The 16855-nt window shown below is 65.3% G+C and carries 13 protein-coding genes and 2 CRISPR repeat arrays; of the genes, 11 read left to right on the top strand and 2 right to left on the bottom strand.

Going from position 1 to position 16855, the window contains the following annotated elements; genetic code table 11:
- From ACYVG8_RS04825 to ACYVG8_RS04870, 10 genes are all read left to right on the top strand, one after another.
- Positions 1 to 810, top strand: a complete 810-nt coding sequence (locus ACYVG8_RS04825) for an ABC transporter ATP-binding protein (RefSeq protein ID WP_084300398.1) — start codon at positions 1 to 3, stop codon at positions 808 to 810.
- Positions 811 to 812: 2 nt separating this feature from the next.
- The gene (locus ACYVG8_RS04830) at positions 813 to 2006 is read left to right on the top strand and encodes an ABC transporter substrate-binding protein (protein WP_107889580.1); all 1194 of its coding nucleotides are present in this window, start codon (positions 813 to 815) and stop codon (positions 2004 to 2006) included.
- A gap of 10 nt (positions 2007 to 2016) precedes the next feature.
- Positions 2017 to 2793, top strand: a complete 777-nt coding sequence (locus tag ACYVG8_RS04835; RefSeq protein WP_156952612.1) for an ABC transporter permease — start codon at positions 2017 to 2019, stop codon at positions 2791 to 2793.
- Between the two features lie 92 nt (positions 2794 to 2885).
- Positions 2886 to 3260, top strand: a complete 375-nt coding sequence (locus tag ACYVG8_RS04840; protein WP_028500598.1) for a Gfo/Idh/MocA family oxidoreductase — start codon at positions 2886 to 2888, stop codon at positions 3258 to 3260.
- Positions 3261 to 3396: 136 nt separating this feature from the next.
- Positions 3397 to 3810: a hypothetical protein gene (locus ACYVG8_RS04845; RefSeq protein WP_112692320.1), complete on the top strand. Its 414-nt coding sequence runs from the start codon at positions 3397 to 3399 to the stop codon at positions 3808 to 3810.
- Between the two features lie 243 nt (positions 3811 to 4053).
- Positions 4054 to 4560 carry a rhodanese-like domain-containing protein gene (locus ACYVG8_RS04850; RefSeq protein WP_112692319.1) on the top strand — a complete coding sequence of 169 codons (507 nt, stop codon included), beginning with the start codon at positions 4054 to 4056 and terminating at the stop codon, positions 4558 to 4560.
- Between the two features lie 4 nt (positions 4561 to 4564).
- Positions 4565 to 5539, top strand: coding sequence for a serine O-acetyltransferase EpsC (gene epsC / locus ACYVG8_RS04855; protein WP_112692318.1), 975 nt, complete (start codon positions 4565 to 4567; stop codon positions 5537 to 5539).
- Complete coding sequence (locus tag ACYVG8_RS04860; RefSeq protein WP_112692317.1) at positions 5536 to 5760, top strand: helix-turn-helix domain-containing protein; 225 nt, start codon at positions 5536 to 5538, stop codon at positions 5758 to 5760. Before epsC ends, ACYVG8_RS04860 begins: the two co-directional genes overlap by 4 nt.
- Before the next feature lie 100 nt (positions 5761 to 5860).
- Complete coding sequence (locus ACYVG8_RS04865; protein ID WP_028500594.1) at positions 5861 to 6790, top strand: family 2A encapsulin nanocompartment shell protein; 930 nt, start codon at positions 5861 to 5863, stop codon at positions 6788 to 6790.
- A complete protein-coding gene (locus ACYVG8_RS04870; RefSeq protein ID WP_028500593.1) occupies positions 6765 to 8546 on the top strand; it encodes a family 2A encapsulin nanocompartment cargo protein cysteine desulfurase in 1782 nt (593 codons plus the stop codon). The genes ACYVG8_RS04865 and ACYVG8_RS04870 overlap by 26 nt, the downstream gene beginning before the upstream one ends.
- A 173-nt stretch (positions 8547 to 8719) precedes the next feature.
- A CRISPR array of direct repeats spans positions 8720 to 10213; the repeat unit is 29 nt; unit sequence CGGTTCATCCCCGCGTCCGCGGGGAACAC.
- Positions 10214 to 10304: 91 nt separating this feature from the next.
- Here ACYVG8_RS04870 and cas2e read toward each other — a convergent pair.
- Both cas2e and cas1e read right to left on the bottom strand, forming a co-directional pair.
- On the bottom strand, positions 10305 to 10604 hold the full coding sequence (cas2e, locus tag ACYVG8_RS04875) for a type I-E CRISPR-associated endoribonuclease Cas2e (RefSeq protein WP_107889575.1): 300 nt from the start codon (positions 10602 to 10604) through the stop codon (positions 10305 to 10307).
- Positions 10585 to 11505 (bottom strand): type I-E CRISPR-associated endonuclease Cas1e, encoded by a 921-nt coding sequence (gene cas1e / locus ACYVG8_RS04880; protein ID WP_028500591.1) that lies wholly within the window; start codon positions 11503 to 11505, stop codon positions 10585 to 10587. Before cas1e ends, cas2e begins: the two co-directional genes overlap by 20 nt.
- 275 nt (positions 11506 to 11780) lie before the next feature.
- Positions 11781 to 13459: a CRISPR direct-repeat array (repeat unit 29 nt; unit sequence CGGTTCATCCCCGCGTCCGCGGGGAACAC).
- Between the two features lie 273 nt (positions 13460 to 13732).
- On the opposite strand from cas1e, the gene cas3 reads away from it, so the two are divergent.
- Positions 13733 to 16486: a CRISPR-associated helicase Cas3' gene (cas3, locus tag ACYVG8_RS04885; protein WP_460745097.1), complete on the top strand. Its 2754-nt coding sequence runs from the start codon at positions 13733 to 13735 to the stop codon at positions 16484 to 16486.
- Positions 16487 to 16855: the final 369 nt, after the last annotated feature.

Below are 16855 nucleotides of genomic sequence, written 5' to 3' on the forward strand. Positions count from 1 at the left end.
GTGACCGCAAGGCCCGATGCCCTGCCCGCCCTGTGGGCGGAAAATATTTCCCTGTCCTACCCGCGGCCGGACGGCCAGCGCCAGCGGATACTGGAAGGCTTCGGCCTGTCGCTCGCCGCTGGCGAAACCGTGGCGCTGCTCGGCCCGAGCGGGGTCGGCAAATCGTCGCTGCTGCGCGTGCTGGCCGGCCTGCAGACCGCCGACAGTGGCCGGGTGCAGGCACTCGGCGCGCCGCTGACCGGCCCGCATCCGCGTCTGGGCATGGTGTTCCAGGACCCGTGCCTGCTGCCGTGGCTGACCCTGGCCGGAAACGTCGCCTTCGGCCTGGATTTCCGTCACCAGCCGGCGCTGGACGCCGCCAGCCGGCGGCGGCGGGTCGATGACGCCATTGCCGAAGTCGGACTGGACGCCTTCCGCCTGCGCCACCCGGCCGAACTGTCCGGCGGCATGGCCCAGCGTGCCGCGCTGGCCCGCAGCCTGGCGCGCCAGCCGGCCATCCTGCTGCTGGACGAGCCATTCAGCGCGCTGGACGAGATTACCCGTGGCGATATGCAGTTGCTGCTGCGCGAGGTCATTCGTCATCACCAGGCGGCCGCCGTGCTGGTCACCCACGATATCGACGAAGCCCTGCGGGTAGCCGACCGCATTCTGCTGATCGGCGGCCAGCCCGGCCGCCTGATCGACAGCTGGACGCTGAACCTGCCGGCGCCGGGTGCCGACCAGGACCGGGCGCTGACTGAGCTGCGCCTCGACATCGTGCAACGGCTGCGACATGCCCGCACGCCCTCCCCCCTCCCCCAACAGGCCTGACCATGACCCAAGATCCGTTGCGCTCCCGCCGGGAGTTCCTGAAATTGTCCGCGCTGCTGACCGCCGGCGGCGCACTGCCGCTGCTGCAGTCGTTCGAGGCCCGCGCCGCCGCCGATGCCAATGCGCCGGTGCGGATCGGCTACCTGCCGATCACCGATGCCACACCACTGCTGGTCGCCCATCACAACAAGCTGTACGAGGCCGAAGGGCTGACGGTGGAAGCCCCGCGCCTGTTCCGCAGCTGGGCGCAACTGGTTGAAGCGTTTGTGTCCGGCCAGGTCAATGTGGTCCACCTGCTGTCGCCGATCACGGTGTGGGCACGCTACGGCAGCAAGGTGCCGGCCAAAGTGGTCGCCTGGAACCATGTCGGCGGCTCGGCCCTGACCGTACTGCCCGAGATCGACAATATCCGCCAGCTCGGCGGCAAGACGGTGGCGATCCCGTTCTGGTATTCAATGCACAACGTGGTGCTGCAGCAGCTGCTGACGCAGAACGGCCTGCAGGCGATCAGCGGCGGCCGCGCCGCACCGCGCGCCAATGAAGTGAATCTGGTGGTGATGTCCCCGGCCGACATGACCCCGGCACTGGCCAGCCGCCAGATCGCCGGCTTTATCGTCGCCGAGCCGTTCAATGCCGCCGCCGAGCTGCTGAAGGTCGGCAAGGTGCTGCGCTTTACCGGCGACGTGTGGAAAAACCATGCCTGCTGTGTGGTTTTCATGCACGAGCGCGATCTGAACCAGCGCCCGGAATGGAGCCAGAAAGTGGTCACCAGCCTGGTCAAGGCCCAGGCCTGGATCCAGGACAACCGCGGCGCCACCGCGCGCCTGCTGTCCAGGGACGGCCCCAACCGCTACACGCCGCACAGTGTGGAAACCCTGTCCCGGGTGCTGGAGCCGAATGCGGCCCAGGCGCGCCAGTACGCAGCCAGTGGCGCCATCCGTCACCCGGACTGGAAGGAAGAGCGGATCGACTTCCAGCCGTATCCGTTCCCGAGCTACACCGAAACCCTGGTGCGGATGCTGAAGACCACCCGCATCGAGGGCAACAACGCCTTCCTCGCCGGGCTGAAGCCCGAGCAGGTCGCCCGCGACCTGGTCGATGATCGCTTCGTCAGGCAGGCGCTGCGCCAGGTCGGCGGGCTGAAGACGTTCGGCTTCCCCGATTCGTTCACCCGCAATGAAATCGTGTCGGTCTAGGAGGATGCGGATGTCTGTTCTTGCGGCCGGAAACGGCAAGGCCGCGCGGCTGGCGCTGGCCGTGGGCGGGCTGGCGCTGCTGCTGGCAGCCTGGGCACTGGGTATCCAGTGGCTGGGTCGCGAGCAGCCGCTGGCAGCCCTGCTCGGACCGGGGCCGACCTTCGTCAGCCTGTACGAGCTGCTGGCCGGCAACGAGCTGACCCGCCATGTGCTGGTCAGCCTGCGCCGGGTACTGGTCGGGCTCGGCCTGGCATTCGCCATCGGTGTGCCGCTCGGCCTGGCCGTCGGCGTGTCGCGGCCGGTCGAGGCCGGCACCTCGGCCGCATTCCAGTTCCTGCGCATGATCTCGCCACTGTCGTGGATGCCGATCGCGGTCATGGTGCTGGGTGTCGGTGATGCGCCGATCTACTTCCTGCTCGCCTTCGCCGCGGTGTGGCCGATCATGCTGAACACCGCCGCCGGCGTGCGCCAGCTCGACCCGCGCTGGCTGCAACTGGGCCGCAGCCTCAGTGCCACGCGCACGGAAACGCTGTTCCGCATCATCCTTCCCGGCATCCTCGGCCATATCCTGACTGGCGTCAGGCTCGCCATCGGCATCGTCTGGATCGTGCTGGTGCCGTGCGAAATGCTCGGCGTCAGCGCCGGGCTCGGCTATTTCATCCTCGATACGCGAGACCGCCTCGCCTACTCGGAACTGATGGCCGTCATTCTGCTGATCGGCCTGCTCGGCTACCTGCTCGACGCCCTGGCACGCTGGCTGAAGCGTGCCGTGCATGCGGAAGCCTGAACGCCCGCCGCCTCCGTTTTGACCGCCATCAACGCAACATGACATCCGTGTTGCATAATGGCGGGGTTGATTTTTGTCACATGGAATTTGTCATGACTGCCATTCGTATCGCCATGATCGGCGCCGGTGAAACCGGCACCCCCCTGCTGCGCCAACTGCTTGACGCCCCGTTCGTCGAACTGGTCGGCCTGGCCGACCTCGACCTCGAACAGCCGGGCATTGCGCTGGCGCGCGAGCATGGCCGCCCCGTCACTACCGACTTCCGCGAACTGGCACGCGATGCCTCGATCGACATCCTGATCGACGTGACCGGCGTCCCGGCCGTGCGCGAAACACTGCGCCAGATCATGCAGGACACCCGCAACGAACATACGCTGATCATGCATGAGCGCATCGCGCTGCTGATGCTGTCGCTGTCGGCCGGCCACTGGATCGACGGCAAGCACGACAACGAACACTACGTGTAATACCGCCGCCGGCCGGCCTTCCCATGCCCGGGGGAAGGCCGGCGGCCGGCTTTTTCCGACCTTTCATAAAAGATTCACTAGCAAGTTGTAAATAGACTATAAATAATGAGACTTTGTCATATCCTCCGGGCTGAAGATGAATGCTGCAAAGAAGATCCGAAAACTCATAGAGAACAATCAGGAACCCGAGCAGATCACCATCCTGAAGTCGCTGGTGCTCGCCATCGAAAAAGGCGAACCGTTCCGGCTGCAGTCACTGTATGACCTGAACATGCCGCACTTCGACCTGGCCATCGAGCTGATCCAGGACTGGCGCTTCGATCACCACATCTCCTCGCGCAGCAAGCTGTGGGAGCAACTGGCCAACGAACTGCGTGCCCGACCGAGCGACGAACCGGCAGAGGCCGCAGAGGTCGCTGACGGCGACATCCCGGCTGTCGAAGCCGCCGCCCCCCCGGTAGTGGAAAAGGCACCGGCCAAGACCCCGGCTGCCCCGGCCGCAAAAAAGCCGGCCGCCAAGCGGACCAGCAAGCGGCCCGCCGCCAAGTAAGCACAAGACGCCGGTTCAACCGCAGCAGACCCCCCGGTCTGCTGTTCCAGTTTGTGCTTCAGTCCCTGACCAACCCGCCGCGCGCGGGTTTTTTCATGCCGGCAAGCGCCGGTTTCATCATCACGATTTGTGCTAACCAATCCAGTCTTTATTCTTTTACAGCCATATCGCGGATTCATATCCTGATGGTTATCGCCAGCACGGCCAGCCCGTGCCGACGCGAACCGAATGGAGAAAAACCGCATGTCCACCGTAGCCCTGTCCCTGATTTCCCCCGCCAGCGAACGGGCTGATGCCCCCCGTCACGAACACCCGGTTCTCGCCGCCGCCCGCTACCAGGCCCGGGTCGCGAACCTGCCGTTTGCCGGCAGCGTCACGCCGCAGCAGGCATGGCAACTGGTCGAGGCCGGCGCCGCGCAGCTGGTCGATGTCCGCTCGCCGGAAGAGGTCAAATTCGTCGGCCGCGTGCCTGACACGCAGAACGTGCCGTGGGCGTCCGGCACCGCACTGAACCGCAATCCGCGTTTTCTGAAAGAACTGGAAACCCGCGCCGGCGGCAAGGACGCCGTGCTGCTGCTGTTGTGCCGCAGCGGCAAGCGCTCGGCCGAGGCCGCTGCGGCCGCCACCCGCGCCGGCTTTGACGCGGTATTCAATGTCCTGGAAGGCTTCGAGGGCGAGCTGGATGCGCACCAGCAGCGCGGCGCGGCCGGGGGCTGGCGTCACCGGCAACTGCCGTGGCAACAGGACTGACGGCATGAATTCTCCCTTCCTCGCCATTCCGCCCGCCGCCACAGACGCCGGCGACGGCCTGTGGCCGCTGGAACAGGTGGTCGCCGAACTGCGCACTGCCCGCGCCCAGTGGCGCGCCGCCCAGCACCGCCAGGCCGAACCGGGCAGCCGCGAGCTGCCTTCGCGCGACATCCTGACCGACATCACCCACGCACTGCGTGCGGCGCTTTTCCCGCTGCGACTCGGCCCGCCGGACCTGCGTCCGGCCGGTGAGGACTTTTACGTCGGCCACACCCTGGACCGGGCGCTGAACGCCCTGCTCGGCCAGGTCAGGCTGGAGCTGCATTTCGTACTGCGCCACAAGAGTGGAAACCTGGACGCGCAGATCGACCACAAGGCGCGCGGCATCGTGCGCGAGTTCGCCATCCGCCTGCCGCAGATCCGCCGCCTGCTCGACAGCGATGTCGAATCGGCCTACCTCGGCGACCCGGCCGCGCGCAGTGTGGACGAGATCCTGCTGTGCTACCCCGGCATCGTCGCCATCATGCATCACCGGCTCGCCCATGCGCTGTACCGGCTTGGCGTGCCATTGCTGGCGCGCATCGTCGCCGAACTGGCGCATGCCGAAACCGGCATCGACATCCATCCCGGCGCGCAGATCGGCCGTGGCTTCTTTATCGATCACGGCACCGGCGTAGTCATCGGCGAAACCGCCGTGATCGGCGAGCGCGTGCGCCTGTACCAGGCCGTCACCCTCGGCGCGCGCCGCTTCGAGACCGACGACAGCGGTGCGCTGCGCAAGGGTGGTCCACGCCATCCGGTCGTCGAGGACGACGTGGTCATCTATGCCGGCGCCACCCTGCTCGGCCGGATCACCATCGGCCGCGGCTCATCCATCGGCGGCAATGTCTGGCTGACCCGCAGCGTGCCGCCGGGCAGCGCCATCACCCAGGCCGGTCTGCAGCAGGAAACGCCACCGCGCGACGGACCGGCGCCATGAACCCGCATCACTTTGGCCGCGAGGTGCGCCAGCTCCGCGAGACACGGGCCTGCGCGCAGGAAGCGCTGGCGGAACGCGCCGACCTGAACCGATCCTGCCCCGGCAGGATCGAGCGTGGCGACGTGGTGCCATCGCTGAACACCATGGCCTGGCTCGCCGGCGCGCCCGGATTGAAACGGCCCGGACGGGTCGCCCGCTGCGGAACCCGCCTCGCAGCCTGAATGCCCAGGACCGCCCGTTGATGTCGATAGCATATCCAGTCGCCATCAACGAGCGGACCCTGTTTGCCGATTCCCTTCCACTCACCCCAGGAGCAGTTTGATGTCCGCTCAACACGATGCGCAGCTGGCGCTCGGCGACAATGCCGCCCGTCAACTGGCAAACGCCACCAAGACGGTTCCACAACTTTCCATCATCTCGCCGCGCTGGCTGACCCACTTGCTGCAATGGCAACCGGTCGAAGCCGGCATCTACCGTCTGAACAAGGTCAGGAACCCGCGCGACGTACGTGTCGCTTGCTCGCAACGGGACGAGTCGGAACTGCCGTCGACCTTTGTCGACTACGAAGAACAGCCGCGCGAATACTTCCTCAACGCCGTGACCACGGTACTGGACGTGCACACCCGCGTGTCCGACCTGTACTCCAGCCCGCATGACCAGATCAAGGAACAGCTGCGGCTGACCATCGAGACGATCAAGGAGCGCCAGGAAAGCGAGCTGATCAACAACCCGGACTACGGCCTGCTGGCCAATGTGGCCGACGAGCAGCGGCTGTCGACCCTGACCGGCGCCCCGACCCCGGATGACCTCGACGACCTGCTGACCCGGGTGTGGAAAGAGCCGGGCTTCTTCCTGACCCACCCGCTGGCCATCGCCGCCTTCGGCCGCGAGTGCACCCGTCGTGGCGTGCCGCCGCCGACCGTCAGCCTGTTCGGCTCGCAGTTCCTGACCTGGCGCGGCATCCCGCTAATCCCGTCGGACAAGGTGCCGGTCGAGGACGGCAAGACCCGCATCCTGCTGCTGCGCACCGGCGACAAGCGCCAGGGCGTGGTCGGCCTGTTCCAGCCCGGCCTGGCCGGCGAGCAGAGCCCGGGGTTGTCGGTGCGCTTCATGGGCATCAACCGCAATGCCATCGCGTCCTACCTGATCTCGCTGTATTGCTCGCTGGCAGTGCTGTCCGACGATGCGCTGGCCGTTCTCGAAGACGTGGAAATTGGCAAGTACCATGACTATCCAGACACTTACAAGTGAGCCGGTCCCGGCCGGCCTGCCGGACGTGCTGACCCTGGCGCAGCTGGCCGGCGAGTTCTTCGCCGCGCTGCCGGGGTCGCCGCCGGCCGCCCCGACGGCACCGACCCCGCTGCGCGCGACCGGACCGGTCATCGCCTCCGGCAGCGGCTCGCCGACGCTGGCCCCGGCAGCCCCGCCGGGCGAAGCACCGGCCGCCGCCGGCGTACCGCGCGGCCACAATGCCGCGCCCGGCGTGCCGCAGGGCTACGCTGCCGCGCTGCCGACGCTGGCTGCGCCGTCGGCGCCCTCCTCGTCGTCGCCGTACTACTTCCTCGACAGCGGCAATGGTTATCCGTCCGCCAGCGGGCTGTCGGTACCGCACAGCCTCGCCGCACAGCCATTCGGCTTTCCCGGCGAAACGGCGCTGCGCGAGTTGCTGGCCGACATCGACCACCGGCCACGGGACCGGGCAGCACCGGCAAACGGCAGCGGTCATTTCTACTTCCTCGACCCGGCAGCCGACGGCCGTCCGGCCCGCAGTGCCCCACAGGCCGCCAGCCAGCCGCCGCTGGACGTGAACCGGGTGCGCCACGACTTCCCGATCCTGCAGGAACGGGTGAACGGCAAGCCGCTGGTCTGGTTCGACAATGCCGCGACCACGCACAAGCCGCAGGCCGTCATCGACCGGCTCGCCTGGTTCTACGCCCACGAGAACTCGAACATCCACCGTGCCGCGCATGAACTGGCGGCGCGGGCGACCGATGCCTACGAGGCGGCACGACAGAAGGTGGCCCGCTTCCTTGGCGCGGCCTCGCCGGACGAAATCGTGTTCGTGCGCGGCGCAACCGAGGCCATCAATCTGGTGGCAAAGAGCTGGGGCGCAGCCAATATCGGCGCGGGTGACGAAATCATCGTTTCCCACCTGGAACACCACGCCAATATCGTGCCGTGGCAGCAACTGGCAGCCGAAAAGGGCGCAAAGATCCGCGTGATTCCGGTCGACGACAGCGGACAACTGCTGCTCGACGAGTACCGCAAGCTGCTCGGACCGCGCACCAGGCTGGTTGCGGTGACCCAGGTATCGAACGCGCTGGGCACCGTGACCCCGGTGCACGAAGTCGTGGCGCTTGCACACGGCGTCGGCGCCACGGTGCTGGTCGACGGCGCGCAGGCGGTGTCCCACCTGCGGGTTGACGTGCGGGCGCTGGATGCGGACTTCTACGTGTTCTCCGGCCACAAGGTGTTCGGCCCGACCGGCATCGGCGTGGTCTACGGCAAGAAGGCGATCCTGGACGGCATGCCGCCGTGGCAGGGCGGCGGCAACATGATTGCCGACGTCACCTTCGAGCGCACGCTGTACCACGGCGCCCCGGCCCGCTTCGAAGCCGGCACCGGCAACATCGCCGACGCCGTCGGCCTTGGCGCCGCCATCGACTACGTCGAGCAGCTGGGCCTGGACAATATCGCCGCCTACGAGCACGCGCTGCTCGAATACGCGACCCACGGCCTGCGCGCCATCCCCGGCCTGCGCCTGATCGGCACCGCGCAGCACAAGACCAGCGTCGCATCCTTCGTCCTGCAGGGCTACAAACCGGAGGAAGTCGGCGACGCGCTGAACCGCGAAGGCATCGCCGTGCGCTCCGGCCACCATTGCGCACAGCCGATCCTGCGCCGCTTCGGCGTCGAAGCCACGGTGCGGCCGTCGCTGGCGTTCTACAACACCTGCGAAGAGGTCGACAAGCTGGTGGCCGTGGTCAGGGGACTGGCACGACGGTAGAGGGGCGCGTCAAGCCAGAACGGGCAATCCGGTGCATTCCCGGGAGGGAATGGACGGGGTTGCCCGTTTGTTCTGGTCGCTTCCGTACCGGGTCGGCAGTCATGGGAAGTGGGTATTTTCTCCGCGCGCCGGAGGGGAACACGATTTGGTCATGACCAAAATGCCGGCATATCTGGTTCATCCCCGCGTCCGCGGGGAACACGGCCGTCAGATAGGCCTGCAGCGCAATCACATCGGTTCATCCCCGCGTCCGCGGGGAACACTCGCGCTCCTGGTCGGTACCGGCAAAGTTGCCCGGTTCATCCCCGCGTCCGCGGGGAACACCCGTCGGCGGAAATGCTCATCGACTGCACCAGCGGTTCATCCCCGCGTCCGCGGGGAACACGATAGAGCGGCACATTACATTGCTGGATGGCGAGGTTCATCCCCGCGTCCGCGGGGAACACGTTAACCGGGTCTTTGCCAAGTGCAGCGAAGTCGGTTCATCCCCGCGTCCGCGGGGAACACAAGATTGAGGACAAGCGTTTTGTTCCAGTAATCGGTTCATCCCCGCGTCCGCGGGGAACACCATGCGTTCGGTGGCAAGGTCGATGGCCAGACCGGTTCATCCCCGCGTCCGCGGGGAACACCCTGCCGGAATACCTGGCGGCACTGAACAGTGCGGTTCATCCCCGCGTCCGCGGGGAACACGCCGAAGTAAAAAATACGCCAATATGTGGTTGCGGTTCATCCCCGCGTCTGCGGGGAACACGGGCCATGGAACCGCCGAACGTGGCCGCTGCGCGGTTCATCCCCGCGTCTGCGGGGAACACTAGCTGTCGAGGTCGGTCCCGCGGCGGACGAACGGTTCATCCCCGCGTCTGCGGGGAACACCAGGCCGAGGCAAAGGTCAAGATGCTGGCCAGCGGTTCATCCCCGCGTCTGCGGGGAACACCATCGCGCATGCGGTGCAGCTGGTCCCACTGTTCGGTTCATCCCCGCGTCCGCGGGGAACACAACCTGGCCGAGCTTGAGTGGCTGTGCAAATTCGGTTCATCCCCGCGTCCGCGGGGAACACTCGGGATCGGTAGACTTTTGACGCCCCCTCCCCGGTTCATCCCCGCGTCCGCGGGGAACACTTCTCACTCTTGGACTGAAAGGCAACGCCATACGGTTCATCCCCGCGTCCGCGGGGAACACGGTTGCTGCGGATGCCAAAGCAGCATGCCGCGCGGTTCATCCCCGCGTCCGCGGGGAACACGTTATCAGCAGCGCATTGCCACGCGGCTCCACCGGTTCATCCCCGCGTCCGCGGGGAACACTGGTGAATTGACCGGTAAGATCAATCCCTGCCTGGTTCATCCCCGCGTCCGCGGGGAACACGCCTTCATGACGTCCAGCTCGTCACACAGCGCCGGTTCATCCCCGCGTCCGCGGGGAACACCCCCGGCACCTAAACCACAGGTTCGGGTTATTCGGTTCATCCCCGCGTCCGCGGGGAACACTCGGGCCGGCCCTTGAGGTCCGGGTAGGTCTGCGGTTCATCCCCGCGTCCGCGGGGAACACGGTTGATATTCCCATTTCTTGTTGGGAGATGGCGGTTCATCCCCGCGTCCGCGGGGAACACATTGGCGGATTTTTTCCTGACGAACCGCCCGCCGGTTCATCCCCGCGTCCGCGGGGAACACTCTAAAAATAGTCAATTGATTACAAAAGACTATTTTGCACCCGGAAAATCTACCAACTTTTTGCCTTGCCCAAGACCAGCGTCAAACCACCCTAGGCTGTGACGTCACCGGCATCCGGAGGATGAAACGACACCAGTCTGGCACCGTCGAATTCGACCGGCATCCGTCGATTGCGACCAAGCGTGACAAACTCAAAACCGGCCTCATTGGCGGCTTGCCAGGCCATTACCGCATTGCCGTCCTCCAGCCCTTCTTCCACCTGCTGCCACAGGTATTCACGCACCTTGCGATTGTACGTGCCAACGTAGACGCCGGCCCGTACCTCCAGCAGCCAGATGGCCATGCGGCCGCGCAGTCTGGGCGGGGCATTCTCAAGTACGATGACCAGCATCGCCAAGCCCCTTCTCTTCCGGAATCGCCACCTCGACCACCCCGTCCACGACCGGCACGCTCAGCCCGCCCGCCGCCAGCAGTTCTTCGATATCGGGGATGATCCGCTCCAGCAGTCGCGTGCGGCGGAACATGTCCCGGCATGACTGTCGCACGGTCCGTTCGTCATTGCCGCCGGTCGATTTCGCGGCAACGGCAAAAGCGGCCGGAACAACGGTTTCGAATTTGTACAGGTCCGCGATGTCGTAGACGAACGACAGCGGTTTGCCACTATGGATAAAACCGATGGCCGGCGCATAGCCGGCCGCCAGTACGGCCGCCTCGACCACGCCATACAGACAATGGTTGGCCGCAGACAGGCAGCGATTGACCGGGTCGGCGGCGTCCCAGTCATTGCGATCATAGTTTCGCCCCTGCCATTTGACGCCATACTGCCCGGCCAGCAACTTGTACAGCGCCCGGACGCGCGTGCCCTCGATACCGCGCAACTGCTCGACCGAACGCCGCTGCGGCGGCTCGTCGCCAAAACGGCGCCGGTACATCTCGCGTACCACCTTGAGCCTGGCATCATCATCCAGCGCCAGCCGGGCCTGATGCAGCAGCCGGTCCGCCCGCGCTCCGCCCGGCTGGCCTGCCGAGTACAACCGTACCCCGGCCTCACCCACCCAGACCAGCAGCGTACCCACTTCGGCAGCCAGCTTGCAGGCCGCATGCGACACGCGAACCCCGGGCTCCAGCAGCAGACAGGCAACACCGCCGATCGGAATATGCGTCCGTATCCCGGTCGTATCGACGGCGACAAATGCACCATCCAGCACGTCCAGCTGACAGCGCTCGACAAACAGCACCGACAGCCGTTCCCTGACCGGAATCGGCTTGAGTTTGGGAAGAGGCTGGCTCATCGGGTCATCCCTCGGCCAATGCCGCATATATGGAGACTCGGCACGCCACCTGCTGCCGATGGCTGCCGGCACACCGGCGGCAGCGTATCAAAATGCCAAGCTTCACCTGATGACTGGATGACTCCGCCGCCCATATGGCCTTCCCGCGCATTGATCAGGACAGAATGAGTATGTCATGCGAAAAGCATGGTGCGCAAAACCTGAGCGTCCAATGGAACACCATCCCACTCACGCGGGGAACACATGGCGGAGGCATCACGGCAATATGCGACAACCGGTTCATCCCCGCGTCCGCGGGGAACACTCCTTTGCTGGTGGTGCGATATGCGCCATCTGCGGTTCATCCCCGCGTCCGCGGGGAACACAAACGTCGTAGTCGGCGAAGCGCTGGATCTCCCCGGTTCATCCCCGCGTCCGCGGGGAACACCCGTTGTCACGGCGGTGCAGATGGACCCTCGCCGGTTCATCCCCGCGTCCGCGGGGAACACCGGCCGGGGTTTGCCCGCGTGCGGCTGCCGGACGGTTCATCCCCGCGTCCGCGGGGAACACGCTCCAGCGAAATGAACGCCATTACTCGCCCTCGGTTCATCCCCGCGTCCGCGGGGAACACTTCACGACGCTGATCGCGATCCTCTGGCTGGACGGTTCATCCCCGCGTCCGCGGGGAACACAACACGCGCATTTTCTCGGTGTTCACGTCGATCGGTTCATCCCCGCGTCCGCGGGGAACACCTGTCGCTAGGACAGGCGGGCTGTGCTTTCTGCGGTTCATCCCCGCGTCCGCGGGGAACACGGTCGAGCCGAGCGCAGCCGCTTCCTTGTAGTCGGTTCATCCCCGCGTCCGCGGGGAACACTTGACCGGGGCCGGGGCTTGGGCAGGTCTAGGCGGTTCATCCCCGCGTCCGCGGGGAACACTTTGTTCGCCCGCTGAGCGAAACGATCGAGTGCGGTTCATCCCCGCGTCCGCGGGGAACACGCCGATCTGCTCCCGCTGATGGAGCTGGAACGCGGTTCATCCCCGCGTCCGCGGGGAACACTACATCCTGATCGTCTACCTGTACGCCGGGAACGGTTCATCCCCGCGTCCGCGGGGAACACAATCATGGAAGCGATTTCAGCCCGGAGTTCTTCCGGTTCATCCCCGCGTCCGCGGGGAACACGCGCCTCCTGGTCCTCCTCGCACCCTCGCCTCCGGTTCATCCCCGCGTCCGCGGGGAACACCCCAAGACGCCAACCCTGAGAAATACCGATCACGGTTCATCCCCGCGTCCGCGGGGAACACGCTGCCGCCTCCGAAGGCCGGAACAACCCGATCGGTTCATCCCCGCGTCCGCGGGGAACACTGCGCGGAATGCTCTGCCTCCCCCTGCGCAAACGGTTCATCCCCGCGTCCGCGGGGAACACCGTTGCTCAGGTCGCGCAGTGACGCTACGGCGCGGTTCATCCCCGCGTCCGCGGGGAACACCACCACCGGCACCTTCAGCGACACGGCTATGTCGGTTCATCCCCGCGTCCGCGGGGAACACGCGCCGGCGGCAACGCTGTCCAGCGCCTCGGTCGGTTCATCCCCGCGTCCGCGGGGAACACGCGACCCAGCGAAAGGTCACGCTGCTGGCAGCCGGTTCATCCCCGCGTCCGCGGGGAACACGCTTCAATCCGACCGCGTATGGGATCAATCAATCGGTTCATCCCCGCGTCCGCGGGGAACACGTTGGCGTCACGTCATGGTCTGAGGCGGCCAGCGGTTCATCCCCGCGTCCGCGGGGAACACTGATTCGGATCGTAATACTGCTCCAGAGCCGACGGTTCATCCCCGCGTCCGCGGGGAACACGCCACGGCCAGCCTGAACGAGCGCTACCGCAGCGGTTCATCCCCGCGTCCGCGGGGAACACGGTTGATCACAGTGCAACACAGCCTTTTCCGCCGGTTCATCCCCGCGTCCGCGGGGAACACTCTAAAAATAACCAACTGATTAAAAAAGACAATTTAACACCTCAAAAATCTACCGATTTTCAGCACGCTTGCAGCAGCGCTTTCCGTCTCGCAGCATGACTGGTATTTCAGGCCCCACCGCCAGCGTTCACAGGCACCACTACCCTACACAAGGTCATGCCGTTCGACCACGTCACATCACCAGCATCATGATGGCCATGTCGATGATTTGAAAAAATTAATCAAACGGAATAGTCTGTTCGCTCACTTACATGCCGTACGAACAGGATCGTCTTGAAGACTACCGCATCCTACTGGCGCTATTGGGGCAAGGCCTCCCCGGCCACGGCCGACAGTGCCGCCTGGCACCTGCTGCCCCTGCACTCGCTGGATGTGGCAGCGGTCATGCACTGTCTGCTGGAACAGCAGACCGAATGGCTGGCAGTGCTCGCCGCGCGCTGGAACTGGCAACCCCGGGCACTGGCGGAGCATCTGGTTTTCTTTGCCGCCCTGCACGATATCGGCAAGTTCTCCCGCAGTTTCCAGCGACTTTGTCCGCATGATTCTCCCGGGCTGGTGTCATGCGAAAAGGCACGACCGTATACCCAGCGCCACGATACCCTGGGCTTTCTGCTCTGGCTGGACTGTCTGTCGCGCACCTTGCCCGAAAACCTGCTGCCAGCCCCCAGAGACAAGTTGTGGGGCGAGTGGATACGCGTGGTCTGCGGCCATCACGGCCAGCCGCCAAAAGAAGGAAGCAGCAGCAAGCTGCATGCCGATGACTATTTCCTGGTCGATGACCAGACGGCGGCAACGGCATTCTGTCAGGACGTGGTGGCGCTTTTGCTGCCGGAGGGGCTGCATGCGCCAGAGGGCATCTCGCGCGAGCACAGCAAAACCGTCAGCTGGCCACTGGCCGGCCTGATGGTTCTGGCCGACTGGCTGGGTTCCAGCCAGGCGTTTTTTCGCTATCACAGCGAGCCGCTGCCGCTCGACGATTACTGGTTCAACCATGCCCTGCCGGCCGCGCGCCAGGCCATCGCCCACAACGGGCTGGGGGCATGTGTGGTGGCCCCCTATTGCGGTGCCGACCGGTTGACCGACTTTATCGACTATCTGCACACCCCCACCCCGCTGCAGCACTATGCCGCCACGGTGACGCTGGATCCGGGACCGCAGCTGTTCCTGCTGGAGGACGTGACGGGCGCCGGCAAGACTGAGGCGGCGCTGATTCTGGCACACCGGCTGATGGCGGCCGGTCACGGCAAGGGGCTGTACTTCGCCCTGCCCACCATGGCGACGTCGAACCAGATGTACCGGCGCGTCGGCGCCATCTACCGCAAGCTTTATCAGCCACAGAGTGCCCCCTCGATCGTGCTGGCCCATTCTGCCCGGCAACTGGTCGACGATTTCACCCGCACGCTGCAACAGCCGGATCACGGTTACGGCCCGCAGGAAGGCAGCGCCAGCATGCATTGCAATGCCTGGCTGGCGGATGGCAACAAGAAGGCACTGCTGGCCCATGTCGGCGTCGGTTCCATCGACCAGGCCCTGCTGGCCGTACTGCCGGCCAGGCACCAGTCCTTGCGACTGGCCGGTCTGCGCGACAAGGTGCTGGTGATCGACGAAGTTCACAGCTTCGACCCGTATGTCAAAACCCTGCTGTGCCAATTGTTGCGCGCACACGCGGCACAGGGCGGCAGCGCCATTCTGCTGTCGGCCACCGTGCCGCACACGGTCAAAACCGGTTTGCTGAACGCCTTTCGCGCCGGGCTGGGACTGGCAGCCGAATACGTCGAGCTCGATCCGCATTACCCACTGACCACCCGGCTTGCCGCTCAGGTGACACTGGCAACGCCGTGTGAAACCCGCGCCGAGGTCAGACGCACGGTCGCCGTGCAGCTCTTTGACAACAAGGCCGCCGTTCTTGACCTGATTGCGGAAGAAGCGGCTGCCGGACGCTGCGTCTGCTGGATTCGCAATACCGTCGACGATGCGCGCCAGGGCTTTGCCGCCCTGCAGGCGCGGCTGCCGGCCGAAAACCTGCACCTGTTCCACAGCCGCTTTGCCATTGGCCACCGGCTGGATATCGAAAATCGCGTGCTGGACCTTTTCGGCAAACACGCTACCGCCGCCATGCGCCGGGGTCAGGTGCTGATTGGCACCCAGGTACTGGAACAGTCTCTGGATTTTGATGCCGACATCATGATCAGCGATCTGGCACCGATCGATCTGCTGATCCAGCGCGCCGGCCGTCTGCAGCGGCATGCCCGCCATGCCGATGGCCAGCCGGCCGACGACGGGATCGAGCGGCGCCCGGCTCCCCGGCTGTGCGTGTTCGGTCCGCCACCGGACCCGGAACCGAAAGCCGACTGGTACGGCAAGGTCTTTGCCGGCGCGCAATACGTCTATCCCGACTTCGCCAAATCATGGCTGACCCAGCAGGCGCTGCTGGCCGCCGGCTGCATCATCTCTCCGGGAGTGCCCGGGCAGACAGGCGCGGTTCGTCAACTGGTGGAAGCGGTTTATGGCGATGACGCCGAAGCCCGGGTTCCGGCGGCCCTGCAGCAGGCATCGGCCAGATGCCTGGGCGAAGCGATGAGCCAGGCCGACATCGCCCGCTTCAATTCGCTGGAGCTGGGCAAAGGCTATTGCGAGGGCAGCAGCCATTTCTGGGATGAGGAAGCCAACATCCCGACCCGGCTCGGCGCGGAAACGCGCACCGTCTATCTGGCGGAAGCCGGCGATACACCGGAATCCGGACTGCGCCCGCTGTACCGCGATGCTGATCCCCTGCGCCAGTGGTCGATGTCGGCGATCCGCCTGCCCAGCCACCAGCTGCAGGCCCTGAGCGCCGACTGGCAGCAACGTTTTGCCGCTGCGCTGGCGCAGCTGCACAGTGAACAGCCATGGATGAGTGAGTTCGATCTGGTGCTGCCGCTGCAGCCGGACGAGCAGGCCGGGCAATGGATTGGTCATGGCTGCGATGCGGATGGCAGGCCGGTCACGGTGCGGTATGGGCTGGAACAGGGAGGGGTTCTGAGATGACATCCGGGGGCCTGAGCCACCCGGATGTCCACCCTGCGAATGCAGGGAACATGATGGCCGAGATGAAGCCTATGGCTACTCCGTACGGTTCATCCCCAAATAATCGGGGAACGCGCCAATGGTAGCAGATTGACTAAAAACCGTGGCCATCAGCCAAACAACGAAGGAATCATTATAGCTACTCCGTACTTAACATTAAGTTGCCATCACTCCCAGAACTGAACTACATTACCTCCCATCTTCACCACTTTGGGGGCTGTATGCGTACTTTTCTGACAGGCCTTGCCATGGCCATCACAAATAATGGCCTGGAGTCATGGACGTTTATTCTATTAATTTTCCTCCTGATCACCGCTGCCAGACTCAAAA

It is taken from the genome of Microvirgula curvata (genome assembly GCF_054781615.1).